The 15789-nt window shown below is 65.4% G+C and carries 15 protein-coding genes; 9 read left to right on the top strand and 6 right to left on the bottom strand.

Annotation, left to right across the window (positions count from 1 at the left end; genetic code table 11):
• Positions 1-79: 79 nt before the first annotated feature.
• From QFZ29_RS00615 to QFZ29_RS00600, 4 genes are read left to right on the top strand one after another with little or no spacing between them, the layout of a single operon-like run.
• Positions 80-1414: an ABC transporter substrate-binding protein gene (locus QFZ29_RS00615; protein ID WP_306892307.1), complete on the top strand. Its 1335-nt coding sequence runs from the start codon at positions 80-82 to the stop codon at positions 1412-1414.
• Between the two features lie 58 nt (positions 1415-1472).
• Positions 1473-2453, top strand: coding sequence for a carbohydrate ABC transporter permease (locus QFZ29_RS00610; protein WP_306892306.1), 981 nt, complete (start codon positions 1473-1475; stop codon positions 2451-2453).
• On the top strand, positions 2450-3421 hold the full coding sequence (locus QFZ29_RS00605; protein ID WP_306892305.1) for a carbohydrate ABC transporter permease: 972 nt from the start codon (positions 2450-2452) through the stop codon (positions 3419-3421). Before QFZ29_RS00610 ends, QFZ29_RS00605 begins: the two co-directional genes overlap by 4 nt.
• Before the next feature lie 16 nt (positions 3422-3437).
• Positions 3438-4436 (top strand): LacI family DNA-binding transcriptional regulator, encoded by a 999-nt coding sequence (locus tag QFZ29_RS00600; RefSeq protein WP_306892304.1) that lies wholly within the window; start codon positions 3438-3440, stop codon positions 4434-4436.
• Between the two features lie 22 nt (positions 4437-4458).
• On the opposite strand, the gene QFZ29_RS00595 is transcribed toward QFZ29_RS00600, so the two are convergent.
• The 4 genes from QFZ29_RS00595 to QFZ29_RS00580 form a co-directional block, all read right to left on the bottom strand.
• Positions 4459-5433 (bottom strand): phosphotransferase family protein, encoded by a 975-nt coding sequence (locus QFZ29_RS00595; RefSeq protein WP_306892303.1) that lies wholly within the window; start codon positions 5431-5433, stop codon positions 4459-4461.
• A gap of 126 nt (positions 5434-5559) precedes the next feature.
• Complete coding sequence (locus QFZ29_RS00590; RefSeq protein WP_306892302.1) at positions 5560-6327, bottom strand: amino acid ABC transporter ATP-binding protein; 768 nt, start codon at positions 6325-6327, stop codon at positions 5560-5562.
• The gene (locus tag QFZ29_RS00585; RefSeq protein WP_306892301.1) at positions 6324-7256 is read right to left on the bottom strand and encodes an amino acid ABC transporter permease; all 933 of its coding nucleotides are present in this window, start codon (positions 7254-7256) and stop codon (positions 6324-6326) included. Before QFZ29_RS00585 ends, QFZ29_RS00590 begins: the two co-directional genes overlap by 4 nt.
• A gap of 47 nt (positions 7257-7303) precedes the next feature.
• Entirely contained in the window at positions 7304-8248 is a 945-nt protein-coding gene (locus QFZ29_RS00580) for an ABC transporter substrate-binding protein (RefSeq protein ID WP_306892300.1), read from the bottom strand.
• Between the two features lie 272 nt (positions 8249-8520).
• On the opposite strand from QFZ29_RS00580, the gene QFZ29_RS00575 reads away from it, so the two are divergent.
• Positions 8521-9222: a haloacid dehalogenase type II gene (locus tag QFZ29_RS00575; RefSeq protein ID WP_306892299.1), complete on the top strand. Its 702-nt coding sequence runs from the start codon at positions 8521-8523 to the stop codon at positions 9220-9222.
• The gene (locus QFZ29_RS00570) at positions 9219-10250 is read left to right on the top strand and encodes a D-2-hydroxyacid dehydrogenase (RefSeq protein WP_306892298.1); all 1032 of its coding nucleotides are present in this window, start codon (positions 9219-9221) and stop codon (positions 10248-10250) included. Before QFZ29_RS00575 ends, QFZ29_RS00570 begins: the two co-directional genes overlap by 4 nt.
• Here QFZ29_RS00570 and QFZ29_RS00565 read toward each other — a convergent pair.
• The gene (locus tag QFZ29_RS00565) at positions 10210-10587 is read right to left on the bottom strand and encodes a cupin domain-containing protein (protein WP_306892297.1); all 378 of its coding nucleotides are present in this window, start codon (positions 10585-10587) and stop codon (positions 10210-10212) included. The genes QFZ29_RS00570 and QFZ29_RS00565 overlap by 41 nt on opposite strands.
• A 125-nt stretch (positions 10588-10712) precedes the next feature.
• On the opposite strand from QFZ29_RS00565, the gene QFZ29_RS00560 reads away from it, so the two are divergent.
• From QFZ29_RS00560 to QFZ29_RS00550, 3 genes are all read left to right on the top strand, one after another.
• Positions 10713-11966 carry an aspartate aminotransferase family protein gene (locus tag QFZ29_RS00560; protein WP_306892296.1) on the top strand — a complete coding sequence of 418 codons (1254 nt, stop codon included), beginning with the start codon at positions 10713-10715 and terminating at the stop codon, positions 11964-11966.
• Complete coding sequence (locus QFZ29_RS00555) at positions 11963-13441, top strand: NAD-dependent succinate-semialdehyde dehydrogenase (RefSeq protein ID WP_306892295.1); 1479 nt, start codon at positions 11963-11965, stop codon at positions 13439-13441. Before QFZ29_RS00560 ends, QFZ29_RS00555 begins: the two co-directional genes overlap by 4 nt.
• Before the next feature lie 61 nt (positions 13442-13502).
• The gene (locus QFZ29_RS00550) at positions 13503-14222 is read left to right on the top strand and encodes a GntR family transcriptional regulator (RefSeq protein WP_306892294.1); all 720 of its coding nucleotides are present in this window, start codon (positions 13503-13505) and stop codon (positions 14220-14222) included.
• Positions 14223-14287: 65 nt separating this feature from the next.
• On the opposite strand, the gene QFZ29_RS00545 is transcribed toward QFZ29_RS00550, so the two are convergent.
• Positions 14288-15775, bottom strand: coding sequence for an aldehyde dehydrogenase family protein (locus tag QFZ29_RS00545; RefSeq protein ID WP_306892293.1), 1488 nt, complete (start codon positions 15773-15775; stop codon positions 14288-14290).
• Positions 15776-15789 lie beyond the last annotated feature (14 nt).

The raw sequence follows: 15789 nt of genomic DNA, 5'->3' as shown, positions 1-15789 counted from the left end.
TTGCCGTGCATTCGGGTGAATGTCGAAGAAGCCCACAGCCTGTACATCAACGACGAGTACGTCACAAAGGAGTGAATCCATGCGATCTGCACTACGGGGTACCCTCACCCTGACCGCGGGCTTGGCCTCGGTCGCCCTCCTCGCCGCCTGCGCGAGCGGCGCCGAATCTGCGCCGCCCGCCCCGGAAGCGTCGGAGCCGGTCACGATCGACGTCTGGGGGTGGGACGCGGAGGTCACGCAACTCGTCGTCGACGCCTTCAACGCGAGCCAAGACGACATCACCGTCAATTACGTGCTGCAGGCCAGCCACGAAGCGACGCAGACGAACCTCCGAAACGTCATGGAGTCGAAGCAGGGCGTCCCATGCCTGGTCACCGGCACCGGTCCGCTGGCGACCGCGCTCGTCAACGGCTGGGCGCAGGACATCAGCGAGTATGTCGAGCCTGTGGCCGACCGGTTCAGCCCTGGCGCCCTGGCGGGTGCCAAGGTCGGCGACAAGTACTACGGTGTGCCGACCGGAGCCTCTGCCCAGTTCATGATGGTCAACTCCACGACGCTCGCCGCAAACGGCGTCGAGGTTCCGACCACGTGGGAGGAGCTCGTCGACGCAGGAAAAGCCCTCGCTCCGGCAGGCGTCAAGGTCATCAATCTCGCCGGTGAAGACCCCTCGACGCTGTTGAACCTGTCTCAGCAGGCGGGCGCCGAGTGGTTCACGATCGACGGCGACAGCTGGACGGTCAACCTGCACGACAAGGCCACGCTCAAGGCTGCAGGCATCATCCAGGAGATCGTCGACAACGACCTCAATTCCACCCAGACCTACAAGGATCGACCGGCCCTCTACTCGTACTTCGACAGCGGTCAGCTGGCTACCCTGCCCACGCAGTGGTGGTCGCTCACCGGACTCCAGACGAACCTCGTGAACTCCCTCGGCCAGTGGGAAGCGGTGGACCTTCCCCAGTTCGACGGCGCGAAGAAGCAGGTCGCCACGGGCTTCGCGAACCCCGCCATCGTGCCCGTCGGCTGCGAGCACCCCGAGGCCGCTGTGGCATTCCACACGTTCGCCTCGGTGGACCCCGCCGGCATCGCCGCCAGCGAGCACCCCGAGACCGGCGCGATCAGCGTGCCGACTGCGCTCGAGGATGTTTCGGAGTACACCGAGGCGATCGTTCCCGACAACCTGTTCGCCCAGACGCCGGCAGAGGTCGGAGCGGTCATCGACGAAGCTCAGGCCAAGGTGATCGGCTCGTTCGAGCGCGGGCCGAACTACGACGCGTGGTTCCCCGAGCTGCAGGACCAGTGGGGCAAGTTCATCGCCAAGCAGATCACGCTCGAGGAGGCGCTCGCCAACGTCGAGGCGTACATCGCGACTGACCTGGAGAGCAAGGGCATCGACTACACCATCGCCAAGTAGCGGTTCCCCCGCAGTATCCGGTGCGCTCCGCGCACCATCGACAGGAGAGGAGACGCGGATGTCTTCTGTAGCAGTGGTTCGCGATCCAGAGATCAGTGCTGGGCCCCCATCCGAACCGACCAAGCGCGGAAGACCCGCGTCTCCTCGCCTGTCATGGCGCAGCCTCCAGCGAATCAAAGGGGCCTCGTTCACGTGGCCGTTCTTCATCGGGTTCGCCGTCTTCACGATCCTTCCGGTCGTCCTGGCCCTCGGCCAGAGCCTGTTCTCCGAGAAGTCGTCTGGTCTGGGTTTCGGTGAGGCTGAAATCAGCTTCTCCGGCGTCGACAACTTCACCCGCGGCCTCACCGACGGGATCTTCTGGACGTCGATGCTCCGCGTCGGCATCTATGCCGCGATCGTCGTGCCCGTCACGCAGATCGTGAGTCTCGCGCTCGCCCTGCTGATCGACGCGGTCACCCGACGAGTGGCGAACCGTTTCCGGCTCTCGTTGCTCATCCCGTACATGATTCCGGGCATCGTCGCGACGATGATCTGGATCTACCTCTACAGCCCTGTGGTCGGCCCGTTCCAGCCGATCTTCGACGCGCTCGGCCTGGACATCAACTTCTTCTCCGGTTCGCTGATCTGGTTCTCGATCGGAAACCTCGCCCTCTGGGGGAACATCGGCTTCAACATGCTCATCCTGTACGGCGCGCTGCAGGCGGTGCCTCGCGAGATCTTCGACGCGGCACGTGTCGACGGAGCATCCGACTTCCGCATCGCGATGTCGATCAAAGTCCCCTACGTCCGGGGTTCGCTCGTGTTGACCGGCGTGCTCTCGATCATCGGCACGCTGCAGATCTTCGCCGAGCCGACGCTCTTCCGCGCGGTGTCTCCCGAGACGATCACGAAGGACTTCACTCCCGCCATGGTGATCTTCAACCAGGCGTTCCAGGTCGGCAACCTCAACTACGCCGCCGCGCTGTCGATCATCCTGGCTGCGGTCGTAGGCATCGCCTCGGCCATCATCTACCGCTTCACGAACAAGGTTGAACAATGACCCTGACAGATGTCGACCGCGCGGCCCTTGAGACGACCGACGAGGTGAAGCGGACGGAGCGAGGGGCGCTGCGCGCCTCTCGTCGCAGGCAGCGACGCGGAGACGCGGGTGACCATTCGGGCCTCGCCGCTTCGCGTGGCGGTTCGAAGTGGTTCGTGCTCATCGGACTGATCCTCTTCACGATCTACTCGGTCGGCCCCGCATGGTGGCTCATCGTCTCGGCGACGAAGTCGAAGGAACAGCTGTACACGACGAACGGACTCTGGTTCGCCGACTTCAACCTCTTCGAGAACCTGTCCTCGTTGTTCACGTACCAGGACGGCATCTTCGGAGTATGGCTCGGGAACTCTACGCTCTACGCACTCGCTGGCGCGGCAGGACAGACGCTCGTCGCCCTCGCTGCCGGCTACGGCTTGGCGATGTACCAGTTCAGGGGCAAGGGAACCTCGATGGCATTCATCATCGGCTCCTTCCTCATCCCCGGTGCGCTCCTGACGATCCCGTCCTACCTGCTCTTCGTGCAGATCGGGATCTACGACACCGTCTGGGCGATGATCCTCCCGGCCTTCTTCGGTCCCTTCTCCGTCTACCTGGCAAAGGTCTACACCGAGGGCGCGATGCCCCCCGAACTGATGGAGGCCGCTCGGATCGATGGGGCCGGCGAGTATCGCATCTTCTTCAGCATCGGCCTGCGCCTGCTGACCACGGCCGGTGCGACGGTCTTCCTCCTGCATTTCGTCGCGATCTGGAATGCGTTCTTCGGTCCGCTCGTCTTCCTTCGCGCCGCCGAGCGCTGGCCCGTGATGCTCGGCCTCTACTCCTGGCTGCAGCGGGGAACGGATTCGACCGTCGACCTCACCAGCCTCGTCATCACCGGTTCGCTGGTGGCGACGATTCCCATGGTCCTCCTCATGGTCGCCATGCAGCGGTACTGGCGAGCCGGCGTCACGATGGGAAGCCTCAAGTGACCGACGACGGCGACCGGTGACACCGGTCATCGGTGCGCCGCGCGCGGGCGAGATCGGCGAAGTCGCAGGCGTCAGCACCAGAACCGTGTCACGGTTCCTCAGCGGACGCGTGCAGGTCAGTGACACGACGAAGCGCCGCATCGAGACCGCCATGCGAGAACTCGGTTACGGAACGACGCGGTTCGGCGTCATCAGCCTGCACGGGGCGAGCCGCGGCATCCTCGAGAAGATCTTCCGGGGAATCGTCGAGGCTGCACGCGACACCGAGCATGAGATCACGTTGACCGATGTCGTTCCGAACGGCGACGGAGTCGCGAGCTCCATTCTCGCCGCCATGGCGAAGCAGGCACGCGAGGGTGTCGGCGGCTTCGTCGTCGTCTCGACTCATGAGGACGTTGTCAGGGCGGTGCAGGAGTTCGACGGTGAGGTGCCCGTCGTCCTCGCGCTCGACGACGACAACGAGTTCGCTTCGGTCGGGATCGATTCCTACAACGGTGCGGTGCAGGCGACCCGGCACCTCCTCGCGCTCGGTCACACCAGGCTCGCGTTCGTCGCAGGCCCGCGAACTCTCGGGCACGCTCAGGCCCGAGAACGGGCGTTCCTCCGCTCGCTCGAGGAGGCGGGGGTCGCTCCGGTCGCCATCGTCGACGGGGATTGGTCGGCGCGGTCGGGGCTCGGGGCCGGCCGCCGCTTGCGGGACACCGACGCGACGGCGGTCTTCTGCGCGAGCGACCAGATGGCGCTCGGGCTCATGCACGCCTACTCGGAAGTCGGCAAGCACGCACCCGACGACATCAGCGTCGTGGGGTACGACGACGACGACGGAGCCGCATACTTCGCCCCTCCGCTCACCACGGTCCGCCAGGACTACGCAGAGGTCGGCCGTCGCTCGTACGTGACGCTGGTCGGCCTTGCACGCGGCGAACGACGACGCAGCCTCCATCTCGTGCCCGAGCTCGTCGTCCGCTCGTCGACCGGCGAAGCCTCGGGTTCATCTCCGGCGAGAGTCGGCTGAACCAGGCCGAGCGCGCCCGATTTCAGAAGGCCGCGAGGCTTTCCGCCAGTTGTTGGCGAGCCCACTCGGAGTGGTTCGGGTCCCCGTACTCTCGGTAGGCGGTCTCGATTGTCAGGACCAGGCAGAGGTGGAGCTGGTAGAGCCTCCGGCGTGTGACTTCCGTGGTCGAGAGTCCAGGGTGGCCGTAGCCTTCCATGAACGCGTCGGAGTCCCCGAAGTGCGCTGATTGCGTGCCGGCGAACCCCACTTCGATGAGGGGGTCGCCGAAGAACGCACGTTCATGGTCGACGACGGCACAGATGCCCTGGCCGCTGATCAGCACGTTTCCGGGCCAGAGGTCCCATTCGACGAGCCGTGGCTCGGTGACCTCGCGGAGGCTCTCGATGTTGCCGGTGACGATCTGCCGAATGCCGTCGGAGGTGGCACCCAGATCTACGGTGCGCCGCTCACCGTCAGCCAGGAGCTCGTCGATCATCTGGAGAAACGCACTGTCCCAGCTCGAGTGGTGGGGTCCGGTGATCGGGCCGAACGCGGGGCCGACGATGGAGTTGATCCGCCGGTTCAACGCACCGAGTTCGACCATGTGCCGCCGCGCCTCGTCTCGCGGCAGCTCACCCATCCTGGCCGCGAGGTTCTCGGCGTCGATGTGCTCCATGAAGAAGTAGTCGGCATCGCAGACTTCACGGGTGAGGTCGGCGTAGTCGACCCTCGGGACGGGGATATCGCCGAGCTGCCCGATCAGTTCGATGGTCTTCAGCTCCGTGCGCATCGCATCGCGTTCATAGGTCAACACCTCGATGCCGGCCGGAGGTGCGACCTTCAGCACGACATCCCGCCCGCCGCGGAGCCTGATGCGATACGCGGCACTGAACCAGCCATCGCCCAACTCGGAGTACCAGGAGGAGTGGCCGGCAGGCACCGAGTCCTGTCCGTAGGCGCGGGCCACCATCGCCTTCAGAACTTGGGATGACTGCCGGTTCTTGGTGACACTCTCCAATTGCGGTTCCTTTCGGCCGTCGACGTGGTCGAGACTCTAGCGACCGCAGCACGCGGTCACGGGATTGGCCCGGGTGCGTCCCCTCGCCGAGGGTGAGAGTCGATGAGGCCAAGCTCCCGCTCGTGCTCAGAGCACCTTCTCCAGGAATGCCTGGGTCCGGCGCTCCTTCGGGTTGGAGAGCACCTCCCGGGCATCACCGCGTTCGACGATGCATCCTTCGTCCATGAACAGCAGGGTGTCCGCCACCTCTCGCGCAAAGCCCATCTCGTGCGTTACGACGACCATGGTCATCCCCTTCTTGGCCAAGTTCTGCATGACGGTGAGGACTTCGCCGACCTTCTCGGGGTCGAGGGCGCTCGTGGGTTCATCGAACAGCATGATGCGTGGCTCCATGGCCAGCGAGCGGGCCACGGCCACGCGCTGCTGCTGCCCGCCCGACAGTTGGGCGGGGTAGTAATCGCTGAACCTCCTCAGTCCGACGCTGGTCAGGAGTTCTTGAGCCCGCAGGGCGGCTTCCTGTTTGTCACCCCGCTTCACCAGCACTGGCCCTGCCATGACGTTCTCGCGGGCGGTCATGTTCGGAAAGAGGTTGAACTGCTGGAAGACCATGCCCACCTTGGTGCGCTGCCGCGCGACCTCCTTCCGGCTCAGCGCATGAAGGGCGGTCTCCGTTTCGTAGTACCCGACATGCTCACCGTTGACTTTCAGGACTCCAGAGTCGACCGACTCCAGACCGTTCATGCATCGAAGGAGGGTCGATTTTCCCGAGCCGCTGGGGCCGATGATGCAGCAGATCTCGCCGGAGGCGATCTCCAGGTCGATGTCCTGAAGCACTGTCTTCGGTCCGAAGGACTTTCGAAGCCCTCGGGCGAAGATCGTTCCGTCGTCGCTCATCGTGCAATCCCTTCTGGGTCGGTCAAGGCAACTGGTTCCGTCACGTCAGCCGGCTCTGCCAGGACGACTCGCTTCGCCTTCCTGGGGAGCACAGCGGAGGAGTGGGAGTACTTCTTCTCCAGCTGCGACTGGGGGTAGCTCAGGATGAGGGTCATCACCAGGTACCAGAGGCTGGCAACGATGAGGAGGGGAATGGTCTCGTAGGTGCGCGCATAGATCAACTGCGCGCTCTGGAGAAGTTCCGCAACGCCCAGGACACTGACGAGCGAGGTCTCCTTGAACATGCCGATGACCTGATTGCCGGTGGCTGGGATGATCGACGGCATGGCCTGCGGAATGATGATCTTCCGCATCTTCGTGGCGCCGCTCATCCCCAGCGAGTCCGCTGCTTCGATCTGACCCTTGCCGACAGAGGAGAACCCGCCGCGGATGATCTCCGCCATGTATGCGGCTTCATTCAGCGTCAGGCCGATGATCGCCGCCGTGATCGGCGCCATCAGTGCATTGACGTCGATCGCCTGCTGCACGTCGGTGAACGGTATCCCGATCGTGAGGTTGGGATACAGCGCAGCGATGTTGAACCAGAAGATGAGCTGCACGAGAACCGGGGTACCTCGGAAGAACGTGATGTACACGCCCGCGGTGGCCGCGATGGGCTTGAGGCTGGATGCCCTCATGATCGCCAGCGCAAGGCCCAGAAGCGTACCCAGCACCATGCTCACGACGGTCAGCATGATCGTGACCATCAGTCCGCGGAGGATCGTCTCCTGAGTGAAGTACCGAGCGACCACGTCCCATTTGAAGTTCGGGTTGGTCGCCACCGAGTAGAGGATTCCCGCGCCGAGCAGACTGCAGACAACCCATACAACGTATTCGAAGGCGCTTCGGCGCCGAATCCTCGGCTTGAGGGACACGTCGACCTGGCTCATTTGGTCTCACTTCCTTGGGAGATTGAAGGGAGCATGGCACACACTCGTCAGTTGAGGGCAGCGGTCGTGATGCCCGCAGCAGTCAGTCCCCACGTCTCGAGCGACTTCTGGTACTCCGGGCTGTCCAAGACGGACTGAACTGCAGCCTGCAGGGCCGGCGTCAGTTCCGATCCCTTCTTCAGGCCGATGGCCACGGTGTGGTCCGAGCGGGTATCCATCTGGGGCGTCAGAACAGTGAACGTGTCGGGCTGCTGCTGGTCAGCCCAGACCAGCGACGGAGTGTCGTAGAACACGCCGTCGACCCTCTTCGAGGCCAGTTGCGTCAACGCCTCCTGGACATTGGGCAGGGTCACGCCGTTGATCGCGGGCTTGCCCTTCGATTCGCACGTCCATTCGGAGACATTCGGCAGGTGGATCAGCTGAGCGTTCGAGCCCTTGGTCACCGCGATGTTCCTGCCGCACAGGTCGTCGTTGCTGAGCTCGAGGGGGTTCCCGGCGGGCACGGCAACCGATACCCCGCTGTTGAGGTAGTCGATCATGTCAAGCACCTCGAGCCGTTCAGGCGAAGGGGACATCGTCGTGGCGGTGAAATCGTAGCGACCACCCTCGATGCCGGGAATGATGGTATCGAAACCGGTGTTCTCGAACTTCAGCTCGAGGCCGAGCTTCTTTGCGACCAATCGGGCGATGTCAGGGTTGAGTCCGATCGGGGTGGTGTTGTCGTCGGCGAGGAAGGTCGTCGGCGGGTAGTGCAGGTCCATGGCCACGGTCAGCTCACCCTTGTCCTTGTAGGACTGCGGGAGCAGGTCGACCGCGGCTTCGTCAGGCTGGACGCCCTCGGAGATGTCGGTCGTGTTCGATGTCTTCGAGACGTTCGCAGCCTCGTCGCCGCCGGTGGCGGTGCCGCTGGTGGCGGTGCCGCTGCAGGCGGTCAGTGCCAGCACAATGGCGAATCCTCCGGCCGCGATCTGTACTCTGCTTCTGGCCTTCATGGTGCTTCCCTTCACGTGGTTTCAGCGGCAACGGCCTGCTGAGGCGGGTTCGTTGTCTGACATAGAACCACGTCAAGTGCAGATTGTCGACAGTTGACTAAAAATTCAAAGGGGGGCCCAACTAGCAGACTGTTGACAATCTACAATGTGTTTGCTTAGGGTCGAGCCGTGGTCGCCCCCTCGGATTCGACCGAGAAATCGACGACGAGGTCGGTTCACGGCCGCAAGTCCACACCTCCAACTTGCGTTTTTCATATGAACGGATGACCCCCATGACCGACATCGACTTCCGACCGGAGTACATCTCCTTCGATTGCTACGGCACCCTCATCAATTTCCACATCGAGCCCACGACGCGGAGACTTCTGGCGGGCCGAGTCCCCGAAGCGCAGATGCCAGCCTTCTTGCGCGACTTCCGCAACTACCGTTATGACCAGGTATGTGGCAGCTACTACGCCTACGAGCAGGTTCTCCAAGACGCGTACGACCGGGTCTGCAGGAAATGGAACCTCGAACTCACCGAGGATGCCGGGAAACAGCTCGGCGATGCTGTCCGGAGCTGGGGTCCGCACAACGACGTTCCCGCTCCGCTCAAGACGATGGGCGAGCACTACAAGCTGGTCATCCTGTCCAATGCCGACGACAGCTTCCTCGAAGGCTCGGTGCCGAAGCTCGGAGCCGAGTTCCACGCCGTGTACACGGCCGAGCAGGCCGGCTTCTACAAGCCGCGATACGAAGCGTTCGAGTACATGCTCGACCAGCTGGATGCCGCTCCCGAGGATTTCGTGCACGTCTCGTCCCACACGCGCTACGACTTGATGCCCGTGCACGACCTGGGTTTCACCAACACCGTCATGCTGGACCGCGGCTACGATCCCCACAGCCCGGCCTACGGCTACACCACCGTGGATTCCCTCGACCAGTTGAATACGCTTCTCGGTCTGGGACGGTCCAACGCCGCACCCGCGGCATGATTTCAGCTCCGCATCGCCGGCGGCCCGTCGTCGCGGTCCTGTACCAAGTGGCGTTGCCGCCGCGCCTGGCGGAGGTCGAGCAGCTCGCGGATGTTCGGTTGACCGATGCGGACGGACTCGCCGAGGCGCTGGACGGGGCAGACGTGCTGTTCCAGTGGCACTCCTTCTCGCCGGCGTTGCGGGAGAACTGGGATGCCGCCTCCTCCCTCCGGTGGATTCATGTCTCTGCGGCCGGGGTGAGCGAGCTCTTCTTCGAAGAACTGACCGCCAGCGACATCGTCTACTCCAACTCCCGCGGTGTGCTCAGCCGGGCCATCGCGGAGTTCGCCCTCGGTTTCGTCCTGGAAATGGCCAAGGATGCGCGGGGCTCGTTCAGGCTCCAGCAGCAAGAGCGCTGGCAGCACAGGATCACACGGAAGATCCACGGCCGTACCGCCCTGGTGGTCGGCACCGGGTCCATCGGCCGTGAGATCGCCCGCGTATTCCGCGCCATGGGCATGGAGGTGAGCGGAGCGGGCCGGACGAGCCGGCCTGGTGATCGGGATTTCGAACGGATCCTCTCGTCACGGGACCTGGCCAGGATCGTCCCGGACTTCGACTACCTCGTGCTCGCTGCGCCGTTGACCATCGCGACGAGGGGATTGGTCAGCGCCGAGGTTCTTGCTGCCATGAAGTCCTCTGCATGCCTCATCAACGTTGCGCGCGGTGGGATCGTCGATACCGGAGCCCTGACCGAGGCGTTGGCGTCGGGATCCATTGCGGGTGCCGCGCTGGATGTCGTGGATCCCGAGCCGTTGCCCCAAGGACACGCCCTGTGGAGCATGGAGAACGTCATTCTCACGCCCCACATGAGCGGGGACACCGAGGACCACCTCGATGATCTGGCCCAATTGTTCCTGGACAACCTGCGGCGATACTGCAGGGGAGATCCGCTGCACAACGTCGTCGACAAAGGCCTCGGATTCGTCTCCGAACCGGACTTCGACCTCATTCGGCTGGTCGACGCCCGCCCTGAACCGGAAGCGTGAACACCACCCAGCTCTTGCGAAGGGTTTCATGGATCGTCCAGGTCCCCTTCCATCCGGCGGGAGTGATGAAGAGCGAGCCGGCCGCGATGTCGAAGGTTCGGCCGCCTGGCTCCTCGATGGTGGCTCGCCCGCTCAGGATCTGGCAGATCTCGTGGTATCCGTCACGGGTGCTGGCGAACGTGCCCGGCGTGACCTCCCAGATCCCGGATCGAAGTCCATCCGCGGCCCACACCTCAGCGGAGGCCTCGGTCTGCCCGGGCGTCGTCGAGGTTTCCTTGGAGTGATGAGCCTCGACCGGCGCGGTGGACGCATCGGCGAGGACGACGGCTTCGATCATGTGCGAGCTCCATTCGGAAAGTTGATTGTCAACAATCGACAATACTGCTATCTTGGCGGGAATGACAAAGCGTCTCCCCCGAGACGTCACCCAGCGCTAGAAGCCCCCAACGGGAAAGGCCGCAGATGGCAACTCTCAGCCCCCTCTTGAAGCAGGCGACGCCGATCATCGTCGATCGAGCATCCGGATCCTGGATCTCTGCAACCGACGGCGTCGACTATCTCGATTTCACCACCGGCATCGGCGTGACGAGCACCGGACACTGCCACCCAAGGGTGGTGGAAGCAGCGCGTGAGCAGACGGGCCGGATCATCCACGCCCAGTACACGACCGTGCTGCACAAGCCGCTCATCGAACTGACCGAGCGCCTCGGCGAGGTGCTGCCCACCGGTCTCGACAGCGTCTTCTATGCGAACTCCGGCTCCGAAGCCGTCGAAGCAGCGGTCAGGCTCGCGCGCATGGCGACCGGGAGGCCGAACATCGTCGCGTTCCAAGGAGGCTTCCACGGACGCACCGTCGCCGCCGCGTCGCTCACCACCGCCGGGACCAAGTTCCGCTCGGGATTCGCGCCGCTGATGGCCGGGGTGCACATCGCACCGTTCCCCGCGGCATTCCGCTACGGCTGGGACGAGGATGTCGCCATCGACTTCGCGCTGCGCGAGCTCGACTTCCTCCTGCAGACGACGACGAGCCCGGCCGACACCGCGGCCTTCATCATCGAACCCGCGCTGGGCGACGGCGGCTACGTGCCCACACCGCCGCGGTTCCTCGAGGGGCTGCGCGAGCGCGCCGACCTGCACGGCATCGTGCTGATCATCGACGAAGTGCAGACCGGCGTCGGTCGCACCGGACGCTTCTGGGGCCACCAGTACTCGTCGATCACCCCCGACATCCTGATCACCGCCAAGGGCATCGCGAGCGGCTTCCCGATCAGCGCGATCGCGGCCTCGGCCGACCTGATGGCCAGTGGCTGGCCGGGCTCGCAGGGCGGAACGTACGGCGGCAACGCGGTCGCGGCGGCGGCCGCGGTGGCGACGCTCGACGTCGTCCGCGATGAGGAGCTCGTCGCCAACTCCCAGGCGATGGGCGACCTCCTCCACGCCGGGCTCCTCGCACTGCAGCATCGTTTCCCGGTCATCGGCGACGTGCGGGGGCTCGGACTCATGCGCGCCCTCGAGTTCATCGACGACCGCGGCGAAGCGGATTCCGCCATGGCCGCGGCGGTGCAGCGGACCGCGGTCTCCCACCGTCTGCTCACCCTCACGTGCGGCACGCGCGGCAACGTCGTGCGAATAATCCCACCACTCGTGGTCTCGCCTCACGAGATCCGGTTCGGCCTCGAGGCTCTCGCGGCCACGCTCGAGGAGGTGGCGGCATGACCGACACGATGGCACGCGTGGCATCCGAAACCGACATGACGTTCGAGTTCCCCCAGCAGCTGTTCATCGATGGAGCATGGACGGATGCCGCGGCCGGCGATCGATTCGATGTCACCAACCCTGCAACAGGCGCCGTCCTGGCGCAGATCGCCGACGGCCGCCGCGACGACGCCCGCCGGGCACTCGACGTCGCGGTGGCGACCCAGCAGGCGTGGGCCGACACACCGCCGCGCGAGCGGAGTGAGATTCTCCGTCGCGCCTACGAGCTGATCCTCGAGCATGCCGATGAGCTCGCGATGCTCATCACGCTGGAGATGGGCAAGCCGCTGGCAGACGCGCGCGGCGAGGTCTCCTACGGCGCCGAGTTCTTCCGCTGGTTCGCCGAGGAAGCGGTGCGCGTCGGCGGCGACCACACGCTGAGCGGCGACGGGAAGACCCGCATCATCGTCACCCGCGAACCCGTCGGGCCCTGCGTCGTCGTCACGCCGTGGAACTTCCCGCTCGCGATGGGTACCCGCAAGATCGGTCCGGCGCTTGCCGCCGGCTGCACGGTCGTCTTCAAGCCCGCGGAGCAGACACCGCTCACGGCGCTCTACCTGGCACATATCCTCTCGCTCGCCGGCCTTCCCGACGGCGTCGTCAACGTCGTCACGACGACGACTCCTGCCGAGGTGGTGGGGTACTGGCTCGACTCCGGCCAAGCCCGGAAGCTCAGCTTCACCGGGTCGACCGAGGTCGGTCGCATCCTCCTCGCCCAGGCGTCCAAGCACGTCATGCGGACCTCGATGGAGCTTGGCGGCAACGCGCCGTTCATCGTCTGCAGCGACGCCGACATCGACACGGCGGTCGAGGGCGCCATCACGGCCAAGATGCGGAACATGGGCGAGGCCTGCACAGCCGCGAACCGACTCTACGTGCACGCCGACGTCGTCGAGGAGTTCACGCGGCGCTTCGCCGAGCGCATGGCGGCACTGCGTCTCGGCCCCGGCTGGGAAGACGGAGTACAGGTCGGGCCGCTCATCGACGCCGACGCGCTCCGCAAGGTCGAGTCGCTCGTGCGCGATGCGGTCGAGCGCGGGGCACGTGTCGCGACGGGCGGCGAGTCCCCCAGCGAGGGGTTGCTCTACCCGCCCACGGTGCTGGCTGACGTCTCCCCCGACTGCGAGCTCGCGAGCACCGAGATCTTCGGACCCGTGGCCCCGGTCTTCACCTTCACCGACGATGACGAGGCCGTCCGGCGTGCCAACGACACCGAATGGGGCCTCGTCGCGTACATCTTCACGCGCGACATCGACCGGGCGTTCCGCCTCGCAGGACGACTCGAGGTCGGTATGGTGGGCATCAACACGGGACTCGTCTCCAATCCGGCGGGTCCGTTCGGCGGCGTCAAGAGCTCCGGAATCGGCCGCGAGGGGGGTCGTTGGGGGATCGACGAGTATCTCGAGTACAAGTACCTTGCGATCCCGCGACGTTGACTCCCAGACGGGAGCCGAGGGCGGTGGAAGGATTGACACGACGAAAGAACAAGGGGGCAGAGTGAACGGCATCGACAGACTCTCCGCAATCCAGAGCAGGTCGACCTCGGTCGTCATCGCCGAGCAACTCACCGATCGGATCGTCGACGGTTCGTTTCGCCCGGGAGAACAGATCAACGAGGCCCAGGTCGCGAGCCAGCTGAGCGTCTCACGTGGTCCCGTGCGCGAGGCGCTGCAACGTCTCGTGCAGGAGGGGCTGCTCATCAGCAAGCCCAACCGCGGCGTGTTCGTGCGCGAGCTGACGGCGACGGACGTCGCGGAGATCTACGCTGCCCGCGAGGTCATCGAATGCGCAGCGGCCGAGATCATCGTGGCGCGCACGAGCGAGGAGCGAGCGAGCACCGCCGACGAGCTCGAGGCCATCGTCGACCGAATGGTGCCACTCATCGCTGCGGAAGACTGGCGCGCGGTGTCGCGCATCGACCTCGCCTTCCACACTCGGCTCGTCGAGGCATCCGGAAACACGCGCCTGCACCGGGCCTACCTGACCCTCGCCACCGAAACGCTCATCTGCATGTCGAACCTCGAGCAGGCCTATCCGTACTCCAATCCCGACGGCATCGCAGATGGGCACCGCGGCATCGCCCGTCTCGTCGGAACCGGCGACATGGCGGAGATCCGGGATGCCCTTCATCAGCACCTCTCGTCGGCCGACGACTATCTCTCGTCTGCCGTGGACGAGAAGCTGCGGAACGGCAGGGTCATCCGCGACGTCGTGTAGGAATCCACCCATGAAAGCGGGGGACGCGTCCGATCGACGCGTCCCCCGTATTCGTCTGCGCCCACTCAGAGCGCGGCGTTCACGATGATGTTCTTCGGCTCGGTCATGGCCTCGACGGCACTCCGGACACCTTCGCGTCCGATGCCGGAGCGCTTGAAGCCACCGAACGGCATCGCGTCGATCCGGAAGTCGCTCGTGTCGTTGATGAGCACGGTACCGACGCTGAGCCGTTCGGCGGCATAGAACGCTGTGGGCACCGACTCGGTGAACACCCCCGCCTGCAGGCCGTACTCGGTGGCGTCAGCCCGAGCCAGCGCATCGTCGAGGTCGGTGAACGGGAGAATGGTGACGACGGGCCCGAAGACCTCCTCGGTGACGACTCGGGCGTCGGCTGCGGCATCCGTGATCACAGTCGGCTCGAAGAAGGTTCCGTTCCGGCGGCCTCCGGCTCGCACGACGGCACCGCCGAGGCGCGCCTCGTCCACCCATTCCTCGATGCGCTTAGCCTCGCGAGCGGAGATCAGCGGACCCACGTCGGTTCGTGGGGACCGTTTCGATCCGACGACGAGCGCTTCCGTGCCACGGGTCACGAGCCGGACGACCTCGTCGTAGACGGCGGCGTGCGCGTAGACCCGCTGCACGGAGAGGCAGTTCTGGCCGGCGACGCCGAACGCGCCGTCGACGATCGCCGCCGCAGCGGCGTGCACCGTGGCGTCCGCGCAGACGATCACCGCGTTGTTGCCGCCCAGTTCCATGAGCACCTTGCGAGCTCCGGCGCTTCGCGCGATGAGCTCCCCGGTTCGCGGCCCGCCGGTGAACGAGATGAGATCGACACGTCGATCGGAAACGAGGGCCTCCCCCGCACCTGGACCGCCCGCCGTCACGGCGACCCGGCCCGGCGCGACGCCGGCACGCAGCAAGACGTCGACGAAGGCGAGCGCGGAGAGCGGCGTCGCCTGCGAGGGTTTGAGGACCACGCCGTTTCCGCCGATCAGCGCGGGGCCGAGCTTGTGCGCCACGAGGTTCATCGGGTCGTTGAACGGCGTGATCGCCGCGACGATGCCGACGGGCAGCCGACGAGACCATCCGACGCGGCCGGCCCCGCGGGCGGAGTCCTCGAGCGGGAGGGTTCCGCCTTCGAGCACGTCGGTGGCCGCGGCGGAGAGGCGCAACGTCTCAGCAGCTCGCGCCACCTCCCGAGTCGCCTCGGTGATCGTCTTGCTGCTCTCGGCCGAGATGATCGAGGCGAGCCGGCCGCTCTCGGCCGAGAGGATCCGGGCGGCGCGCTCGAGCGACTCCCGCCGCTCCCAGAGCGGCCATGGTTCGGATCGGAGGCTCTCGGCAACACCCGTCACCGCGTCGTCGATGTCGACGGCATCCGCGGCGTGGACGCGACCGAGCACGGAGTCGTCCTCAGGATCGGTGACCTCGAGGGAGAGGCACTCGGTGCGCCAGCGTCCGCCCCAGTAGGCACCGCCGGGGAGGCTCCAGCGGGAGGCCAGCTCGGCAGAGCCGACCTCCGTCGTGATGCGATCGCACGTGCAGGTTGTCATCGTTCAGACCGTCC

Origin of the sequence: Agromyces albus, from assembly GCF_030815405.1 — a bacterium.
Lineage (GTDB): Bacteria > Actinomycetota > Actinomycetes > Actinomycetales > Microbacteriaceae > Agromyces > Agromyces albus_A.
The sequence above is the reverse complement of the archived record's forward strand: the minus strand, read 5'-3'. Positions and strand labels throughout refer to the sequence as shown.

Excerpts from the sequence above, each read along its gene's own strand:
- QFZ29_RS00615 (WP_306892307.1), top strand. The coding sequence starts at position 80 with ATGCGATCTGCACTACGGGGTACCCTCACCCTGACCGCGGGCTTGGCC.
- QFZ29_RS00610 (WP_306892306.1), top strand. The coding sequence starts at position 1,473 with ATGTCTTCTGTAGCAGTGGTTCGCGATCCAGAGATCAGTGCTGGGCCC.
- QFZ29_RS00605 (WP_306892305.1), top strand. The coding sequence starts at position 2,450 with ATGACCCTGACAGATGTCGACCGCGCGGCCCTTGAGACGACCGACGAG.
- QFZ29_RS00590 (WP_306892302.1), bottom strand. The coding sequence starts at position 6,327 with ATGAGCGACGACGGAACGATCTTCGCCCGAGGGCTTCGAAAGTCCTTC.
- QFZ29_RS00585 (WP_306892301.1), bottom strand. The coding sequence starts at position 7,256 with ATGAGCCAGGTCGACGTGTCCCTCAAGCCGAGGATTCGGCGCCGAAGC.
- QFZ29_RS00580 (WP_306892300.1), bottom strand. The coding sequence starts at position 8,248 with ATGAAGGCCAGAAGCAGAGTACAGATCGCGGCCGGAGGATTCGCCATT.
- QFZ29_RS00575 (WP_306892299.1), top strand. The coding sequence starts at position 8,521 with ATGACCGACATCGACTTCCGACCGGAGTACATCTCCTTCGATTGCTAC.
- QFZ29_RS00570 (WP_306892298.1), top strand. The coding sequence starts at position 9,219 with ATGATTTCAGCTCCGCATCGCCGGCGGCCCGTCGTCGCGGTCCTGTAC.
- QFZ29_RS00565 (WP_306892297.1), bottom strand. The coding sequence starts at position 10,587 with ATGATCGAAGCCGTCGTCCTCGCCGATGCGTCCACCGCGCCGGTCGAG.
- QFZ29_RS00560 (WP_306892296.1), top strand. The coding sequence starts at position 10,713 with ATGGCAACTCTCAGCCCCCTCTTGAAGCAGGCGACGCCGATCATCGTC.
- QFZ29_RS00555 (WP_306892295.1), top strand. The coding sequence starts at position 11,963 with ATGACCGACACGATGGCACGCGTGGCATCCGAAACCGACATGACGTTC.
- QFZ29_RS00545 (WP_306892293.1), bottom strand. The coding sequence starts at position 15,775 with ATGACAACCTGCACGTGCGATCGCATCACGACGGAGGTCGGCTCTGCC.